Genomic DNA, 7913 nt, shown 5'->3' on the forward strand with positions numbered 1-7913 from the left:
GCGGCACCCCGGCGCCGCCCGGGTTCACCAGCAGCAGGCCGGCCGCGCTCGCTCCGGCGCCGTGCAGGCCGGGCAGCCCGGCCTCCAGCAGCAGCCACTGCGGGTGCGACAGCACCGTGAGCGACCACGGGGCCAGCACCGCGACCGGCACCGCCAGGATCACCAGGACGCGCAGGCCGAGCAGCCGCAGCGCCGCGCCGCCGGAGCCGAAGGCGCTGCCGCGCACCACCGCGACGACCAGCATCGCGAGGCAGAGCGGCACCGCGAGCGCCCACGTTATCGGGACGAAGGAGGTGGCCAGGGTGAGCAGCAGGACGGTCATCCAGACCGGGCGCCAGCCCGGGCGGGCGCCCTTGGCGGCGCTCTCCGCGCGGATGCCGAGGCCGGCCGCGATGGCGGCGGCGCGGGCCAGCGGGGGCAGCAGCACGGCGAGCACCGCGGTGCCGATCCGGCCCTGGGCGAGCGCGCCGGTCGCGGCGGGCAGCAGCGCGTAGGTGGCGCTGGCCCAGGCGCGGACCAGCTTGGAGTCCAGCAGCGGCCGGGACACCAGGTAGGCGCTGACCGCGGACAGCGGGACGGCGAGCACCACGATCAGGGTGAGCGCGAGGTCGGCGTGGCCGAACAGCAGCCAGGAGAGCACCGCGAGGACGCCCAGGTACGGCGGTGCGGCGGCGGTGGAACCGGTGCCGACCGGGTGCCAGGCGTCCGCGTACATCGACCAGAGGCCACCGGCCCCGTCGGCCGCCGGCAGCAGGGCGCCGCCGAACAGCTCGCCGCCGCCGAGCAGGCCGCGGCAGGCGATCAGTGCGAACACCAGCAGGGCCGCGAAGAGCACCGGCGCCGGGCGCCGGGCGAGCTTCTTCAGCAGCGTGAACTGCTCGACGACCAGGTCCTCGGCGTCCTCGTCCCCGCCGGCCTCGGCCGAGCCGTGCCGGCCGCCGGTGTCGTCGCCGCCCCCTATCCCGAGCGAGCCGACGACGCCCTCGACCGCCAGCCGGGTGGTGGCGCCGGGGGCCGGGAAGAGCGTGCGGTCGTCCAGGGCGTCCGCCGACCGGGCGCGGGCGCGGCGCTTGCGCGCGGCCAGCAGCCTCGGGAAGCGGACGAGTTCGTGGCCGAGGCCGGCCAGTTCGTCGAACGCCTGGCGCGGGTCCTTGCCGAGCAGGTTGGTGACGGCCCGCACCAGGGTGCCGAGCACCAGCCGCAGCAGGACGTAGGGGAAGAGCGCGCCCCGGCAGTTGGTGAGCAGGGTGTAGACGGCGCCGGCCTTGTCCACCCGGTGCGGGTGGGCGGGGCCGCAGTCGATCGCGCGGCGCTCGCGGACGGCCGCCTCGGCGTGCCGCAGCACGGCGTCGGGGGCGACCACCACGCGGTGGCCGGCGGCGTTGACCCGCCAGCAGAAGTCGGTGTCGTCCCGCATCAGCGGCAGGGCCCGGTCGAAGCCGCCGAGTTCCTCGAAGACGTCCCGGCGCACCAGCATGCCGGCACTGGAGACGGCGAGCACCGGGCGGACCTGGTCGTGCTGGCCCTGGTCCTGCTCGCGGCGGTCGAGGCCGGTCCAGCGCCGACCGGAGCGGGCGATGGTGACGCCGACCTCCAGCAGCTGCCGCCGGTCGTACCAGCTGCGCAGCTTGGGGCCGACCACGGCGGCGCTGGGGGTGGAGTCGGCGACCTGCAGCAGCCGGCGCAGCGCGTCGGTCTGCGGCTCGCAGTCGTCGTGCAGCAGCCAGAGCCACTCGACCGGCCGGGTCTCGCGCGGGCCGCCGCGGCCGAGGTCGTCCTCCTGGGCGAGCGGGTCGCCGAAGTCGTCCCAGCCGCCGGTGACGGGGTCGTAGCCGGAGGCGTCGAGCCGGTACGGCAGGTCCTCCGAGCGCAGCGGCGCGCTGCCCGCCACGGCCTCGGCGACGGCGGTGCCGAAGCCCGCCCGGCGGCCGAGGACCAGCGGGCCGCTGTCGGGCAGCCAGTCGCCGAGGGTGTCCGCGAGCAGTTGCGGAGAGTTGTCGGTGGATCCGGTGTCGACCGCGAGGATGCGCTGGACCTGACGGTCCTGACCGAGCAGGCCGGCCAGGGCCTGCGGGAGCCAGCGGGCGCCGTCGTGCGAGACGATCACCGCGGTGACCAGGTGGCGCGGGTAGGCGGGCGGCCGGGAAGCGGTGGAGCCGCTCTGGTGGCTGTAGACGGTCATCGCGTGCGCGGGCCCCAGTTCTCGGTGGACACAGCCGGTGAACGGCAACCGGATGGCGCACCACACTAACGGCTCCGGGTGGCCGGTTCGTCCGGGGTGTGCGTGCGGAGACGGTGAAGGGGGCCCCGGGAACACGAAAGCGCCCCACCGTCACGGTGAGGCGCTCGTACAGCTGTGCGGCTGCCACTCGCTGTCGAAGGGTTAGCGGGAGGCGGGGCCGACCCGGTCAGACCGCGCTCTTCTTGAGCCTGCGGCGCTCGCGCTCGGAGAGGCCGCCCCAGATGCCGAAGCGCTCGTCATTGGCGAGGGCGTACTCCAGGCACTCCGAGCGGACCTCGCAGGCGAGGCAGACCTTCTTCGCCTCGCGGGTCGAGCCGCCCTTCTCGGGGAAGAAGGACTCGGGGTCGGTCTGGGCGCACAACGCGCGCTCCTGCCAACCGAGTTCCTCCTCGTCCTCCGCGATGCCGTCCCCGATCAACAGCTCAAAGAGCTCGCTCATGTGGCGCGCCTCCTCTGCCCCTACTTGGCGTCCCCGTGGTTGCCGTTGCCTCGTGCGGCTGACGACACGAGTGAAATTACAGTTGCGTCACTCTGGCCCAGTCAAGCCGAGCTCTGGTATTGGGGCCGGGATTCACTCCCTGGCACCAAGCCGTTACGAATAGTGTACATATTTGGACACATCGGACCTTCCGCCTCAAGGTCCTGAACAGTGCCGAACCATCCGCAACCATTCACCGGGTGACGCCCGGTCACCGTCACAGGCCGGTCATCGGCCTGCCTTCCCGGCGATCTTCCCATCGAAACATAGAGAGTGATGAATCACCTCATCAGGGAAAGATCCGGACCTAACCCACTCGAATGCCGCATCCTTGGGTTTGACACCGCCCCTGCGGATGCGGTCTCCTTGCTCCTATGTCAGAGTTCGCCAGCCCCCGGAGCGGTTCCACCCTCCGCCGTGCCGTGAACTCTTGTTGTCGCCTCTGCTCCTGCTGTATCTAGGCGCCCGCGTCCCACCGCGCGCCGCCCCCAGGAAGCACAGAGGCCGCCCGCGAGTCCCGTCCCAGGACATCCCGGATCCGGCTGATCCGACGAATCCGGCCGACTCCTCCGAGGACGACTCCCGTGCGCATGATCCGCATCCGCAAGCGGAACCGCGACCGCAGCAAGCTCGCCCGCCGTGGCCCCGCCACCGCCCCCGCCGGCACCCCCGCCAACACCTCCGCCGGCACCCGGACCCGCCAGTGGGCCGACGGCCTCAGCGACGTCTCCATCGCGGGCGACCCGCTCGCCTTCCCGCACCTGGCCCGCACCGACCTGCCGGCCCACCCCACCACCGTCGCCGAGTACGCCCGGCTGGTGCGCGAGATCGCCGCCGACCGCGCCCGCTGGGAGCCGCTGGTCCGCTACGACGCGCTGACCCGCTGGTACGCCCGGCTGGAGACCGGCCCCGGCTACGAGGTCTGGCTGCTCAGCTGGCTGCCCGGGCAGTCCAGCGGCTTCCACGACCACGGCGAGTCCTCCGGCGTGATGAGCGTCGTGCGGGGCGAGCTGGTCGAGCGCTCGCTCACCACCACCGGCGAGGGCGCCCGGGTGCTGCGGCCCGGCGGGCAGCGCGTGTTCTCCTCCGGCTACCTGCACGAGGTCGTCAACGGGGCGCTCGAACCCGCCGTCTCGATCCACCTCTACGCCCCCGGCCTGACCGAGATGAACCAGTACGGCGCCGCCGCCGTCCCCGAGCAGCACCCGGAGCGGCAGGCCCAGGCCGGGTCGCACTGATCCCGGGCTGACGGAAGGTCCGACCGTGGCAGGATGACCCCCATGCGCATCGTGGCACTGGCAGGCGGAATCGGCGGAGCGCGCTTCCTGCGCGGACTCCTCGCGGCGGTCGGACCGCAGGACGAGATCACCGTCATCGGCAACACCGGTGACGACATCCACCTCTACGGCCTCAAGGTCTGCCCCGACCTCGACACCGTGATGTACACCCTCGGCGGCGGCATCAACGAGGAGCAGGGCTGGGGCCGGACCGACGAGACCTGGTCCATCAAGGCCGAGATGAAGGAGTACGGCGTCGGCCCCGAGTGGTTCGGGCTCGGCGACCGGGACTTCGCCACCCACCTCGTGCGCAGCCAGATGCTCACCGCCGGGTACAGCCTCAGCCAGGTCACCGAGGCGCTGTGCGTGCGCTGGAAGCCGGGCGTGCGGCTGCTGCCGATGAGCGACGACCGGGTCGAGACCCACGTGCGGATCACCGACGAGCAGGGCACCCGGGCGATCCACTTCCAGGAGTACTGGGTCAAGCTGCACGCCGCGGTGGACGCCGAGGCCGTCGTCGCGGTCGGCGCGGACACCGCCAAGCCCGCACCCGGCGTGCTGGAGGCCATCGCCGAGGCGGACGTCATCCTCTTCCCGCCGTCCAACCCGGTGGTCTCGATCGGCACCATCCTCGCCGTCCCCGGCATCCGGGAGGCGGTCGCCGCCGCCCCCGCGCCGGTGGTCGGGCTCTCCCCGATCATCGGCGGGGCGCCGGTGCGCGGCATGGCCGACAAGGTGCTCGCCGCCGTCGGCGTCGAAGCCACCGCGGAGGCCGTCGCGCTGAACTACGGCGCGGCGCTGGTCGACGGGTGGCTGGTGGACACCGTGGACGAGGCCTCGGTGGCCGCCGTCGAGGCCGCCGGCATCGCCTGCCGGGCCGTCCCGCTGCTGATGACCGACGTCGAGGCCACCGCCGGGATGGCGCGCGCCGCGCTGGCGCTGGCCGAGCAGGTGCGCAAGTGACCCTGGAGATCCTCGGCGTCCAGGGGCTGCCCGAGGTCGAGGCCGGGGCGGACCTGGGCGAGCTCCTCGCCAAGGCCGGGACGTACCAGGACGGCGACATCCTGCTGGTCACCTCGAAGATCGTCAGCAAGGCGGAGGGCCGGCTGCTGCACGCCGCCGACCGCGAGGCCGCGATCGACGCCGAGACCGTCCGGGTGGTCGCCCGGCGCGGACCGGCCCGGATCGTGGAGAACCGCAACGGCTTCGTCATGGCCGCCGCCGGGGTCGACGCCTCCAACACCGCCCCCGGCACCGTGCTGCTGCTGCCCGAGGACCCGGACGCCTCCGCCCGGGCGCTGCGGGCCCGGCTCCGGCAGCTCACCGGCCGCCGGCTCGCCGTCGTCGTCACCGACACCTTCGGACGGCCCTGGCGCAACGGGCTGACCGACGTGGCGATCGGCGCCGCGGGCCTCTCCGTGCTGGACGACCACCGGGGCCGCACCGACAGCCACGGCAACCTGCTGGAGATGACCGTCACCGCGACCGCCGACGAACTCGCCGCCGCCGCCGACCTGGTGAAGGGCAAGGCCAACGGCGTCCCGGTGGCGGTCGTGCGCGGGCTCGGGCACCTCGTCACCGCCGAGGACGGCGACGGCGCCCGGCCGCTGGTCCGGCCCGCCGTGGACGACATGTTCCGGCTCGGCACCTCCGAGGCGCTGCGGGAGGCCGTCACCCTGCGGCGCACCGTCCGCTCCTTCACCGCCGAAGCGGTCGACCCGGCGGCCGTCCGCCGCGCCGTCGCCGCCGCCGTCACCGCGCCCGCCCCGCACCACACCACGCCGTGGCGGTTCGTGCTGCTGGAGTCGGCGGACACCCGGGAGCGGCTGCTCGACGCGATGCTCGCCGCCTGGCAGCGCGACCTGCGCGAACTCGACGGCTGGGACGAGGCCAGGATCGCCCGGCGCACCGCCCGCGGCAACGTCCTGCGCGACGCCCCGTACCTGGTGGTGCCCTGCCTGGTGACGGACGGCTCGCACGACTACCCCGACCCGCGCCGGGCCGCCGCCGAACGGGAGATGTTCACCGTCGCCGCCGGCGCCGCCGTGCAGAACCTGCTGGTCGCGCTGACCGGCGAGGGCTACGGCTCCGCCTGGGTCTCGTCCACGATGTTCTGCCGCGACACCGTGCGCGAGGCCCTGGACCTCCCGGCCGACTGGGACCCGATGGGCGCCGTCGCCGTCGGCCGCCCCGCCGCGCCCCCTCGGCCCCGCCCGGACCGCGGCCCCGACGCCTTCATCGCGGTGCGTTAGGACGTGCCGGACGGCCGGACGCCGCCGCGTTCAGCGGCGGCGGTGGTCGTTGGGCGTCAGGCGGGGGCCGTAGCGGGGGGCGTGGGTGCCGGTGGCCAGCAGGAGCCGGCAGACCCGGTGACGCTGGGGACGGTAGGGCTCCAGCAGGGCGAGCATCTGGATGTCGTCGCTGCGGGGGCGGCCGGCCAGCGCCCAGCCGACCAGGTTCGGCAGGTGGAAGTCCCCGACCGAGACCGCGTCCGGGTCCCCGTTGCTGCGCTGCAGCGTCTCGGCGGCCGTCCACACCCCGACGCCCGGGACGGCGGTGAGCCGGGCGAAGGCCTCCTCGTGGCCCATCGCCGAGGCCTCCTCCAGCCGCGGCGCCAGCCGGACCGCGCGCATGATCGTCGCCGAGCGCTTCGGGTCCACGCCCGCCCGGTGCCACTCCCAGCTCGGCACCAGCGCCCACTCGCGGGCCGACGGCGCCACCCGCATGCCCCCGGCCGGGCCGGGCGCCGGGGTGCCGAAGTCCCGCAGCAGGGTGCGCCAGGCGCGGTAGGCCTCGTCGGTGGTGACCTTCTGCTCCAGGATCGCCGGGACGAGCGACTCCAGCACCAGTCCCGTCCTGGTCAGCCGGACCCCGGCGGTACGGCGCTGGGCGTCGCGCAGCGGACCGGGCGGCAGCACCAGGGACTCCGGGGCGTCCTCGGCGCCGAGCAGCAGGGGGAGGCGGTCGAGCAGCCAGTCCGCGCCGGGGCCCCAGGCGCTCGCCTCGACCTCGCCGGCCGCGGGGCGCGGCAGCACCCGCAGGGTGCCGACGCCGGCCGGGGTGCGGGAGGCGCGCCAGACGGCGCCGTCCCCGGTGCTGCGGTAGGCCGGGTCGGCGGGGCCCCGGCTCAGCGGGAGCAGGGTGCGGGCCACGTCCAGGGGGAAGCCCGGGCGCCAGCGCCGTACCGCTTCCACTGCCGTCGCCTCCCGTGTCGCCTCCGGATATGAACGATACGCGCGGGGTCGGACAGACCCGGAGGGACGACGGCCGGGGAGGGGCGGGACCGCGGGCGCGGCGCGGTCAGCGGACCTGGAGGCGGGCCGCGGCGGCGCGCAGGGCCGGCAGCCGGGCGTAGAGGGCGTTGCCGGGGCACTCGGTGTCGAAGCCGTCGCGGTGCCCGGAGACGGCGTCGAAGTCGGCGGCGGTGCCCTCGGGGTAGCGGCTGGCGTCGGAGCCGGAGACGAGCCTGGTGCGGCCGTCGGCGGGCCGGGCGGCGAGGCCGAGCTTCCAGGCGGCGAGGGCGGCGAGGCCGTCCAGGAGGGGCTGGGGCGGCTGGTCGTCGACGTAGGTGCCGATCGCGGCGACGCCGGCGGAGTCGGTGTTGAAGCCGAGGGTGTGGGCGCCGTGGACGGGCTGCTCGACGCCGCCGGCGCGGCCCTCGTAGACGGTGCCGCAGCGGTCGACCAGGAAGTTGTAGCCGATGTCCCGCCAGCCGCTGCTCTCCACGTGGTACTGGTAGATCGCCCGGATCACCCGGGGTGCGTCGGCGCAGGCGTAGTCGGTGGCGGTGTCGGTGTGGTGGACGAACACCGTGCGGACCGGTACGGGGGGCCACCGCCGTCAGGTCTGCGGGCGATTCGGCACGGCTCCGAAGAATCGGCGGATCGGAGGACGGTGATCCGGCCGGATTTCTTTT

The 7913-nt window shown here is 74.7% G+C and carries 7 protein-coding genes; 3 read left to right on the forward strand and 4 right to left on the reverse strand.

All coding sequences use genetic code 11. The features are described 5' to 3' along the window. Together AB0E96_RS35340 and AB0E96_RS35345 are read right to left on the reverse strand one after the other, a co-directional pair. Nucleotides 1–2182: glycosyltransferase family 2 protein (locus AB0E96_RS35340; protein WP_359829954.1), on the reverse strand; the 2182-nt coding region annotated here is incomplete at its 3' end. A 226-nt stretch (nt 2183–2408) separates the two neighbouring features. Continuing rightward, nucleotides 2409–2681: a WhiB family transcriptional regulator gene (locus AB0E96_RS35345; RefSeq protein ID WP_030062195.1), complete on the reverse strand. Its 273-nt coding sequence runs from the start codon at nt 2679–2681 to the stop codon at nt 2409–2411. Between the two features lie 623 nt (nt 2682–3304). On the opposite strand from AB0E96_RS35345, the gene AB0E96_RS35350 reads away from it, so the two are divergent. From AB0E96_RS35350 to AB0E96_RS35360, 3 genes are read left to right on the forward strand one after another with little or no spacing between them, the layout of a single operon-like run. Next, nucleotides 3305–3958 (forward strand): cysteine dioxygenase family protein, encoded by a 654-nt coding sequence (locus AB0E96_RS35350; protein ID WP_359829956.1) that lies wholly within the window; start codon nt 3305–3307, stop codon nt 3956–3958. A 42-nt stretch (nt 3959–4000) separates the two neighbouring features. Beyond that, nucleotides 4001–4960: a 2-phospho-L-lactate transferase gene (cofD, locus tag AB0E96_RS35355; protein ID WP_359829957.1), complete on the forward strand. Its 960-nt coding sequence runs from the start codon at nt 4001–4003 to the stop codon at nt 4958–4960. Continuing rightward, on the forward strand, nt 4957–6249 hold the full coding sequence (locus AB0E96_RS35360; protein WP_359829959.1) for a coenzyme F420-0:L-glutamate ligase: 1293 nt from the start codon (nt 4957–4959) through the stop codon (nt 6247–6249). The genes cofD and AB0E96_RS35360 overlap by 4 nt, the downstream gene beginning before the upstream one ends. Before the next feature lie 30 nt (nt 6250–6279). Here AB0E96_RS35360 and AB0E96_RS35365 read toward each other — a convergent pair whose 3' ends face one another. Together AB0E96_RS35365 and AB0E96_RS35370 are read right to left on the reverse strand one after the other, a co-directional pair. After that, nucleotides 6280–7191, reverse strand: a complete 912-nt coding sequence (locus tag AB0E96_RS35365; RefSeq protein ID WP_359829961.1) for a DNA-3-methyladenine glycosylase 2 family protein — start codon at nt 7189–7191, stop codon at nt 6280–6282. Nucleotides 7192–7297: 106 nt separating this feature from the next. After that, nucleotides 7298–7807, reverse strand: a complete 510-nt coding sequence (locus tag AB0E96_RS35370; RefSeq protein WP_359829963.1) for an N-acetylmuramoyl-L-alanine amidase — start codon at nt 7805–7807, stop codon at nt 7298–7300. Nucleotides 7808–7913: the final 106 nt, after the last annotated feature.

It is taken from the genome of Kitasatospora sp. NPDC036755 (assembly GCF_040636595.1).
GTDB lineage: Bacteria > Actinomycetota > Actinomycetes > Streptomycetales > Streptomycetaceae > Kitasatospora.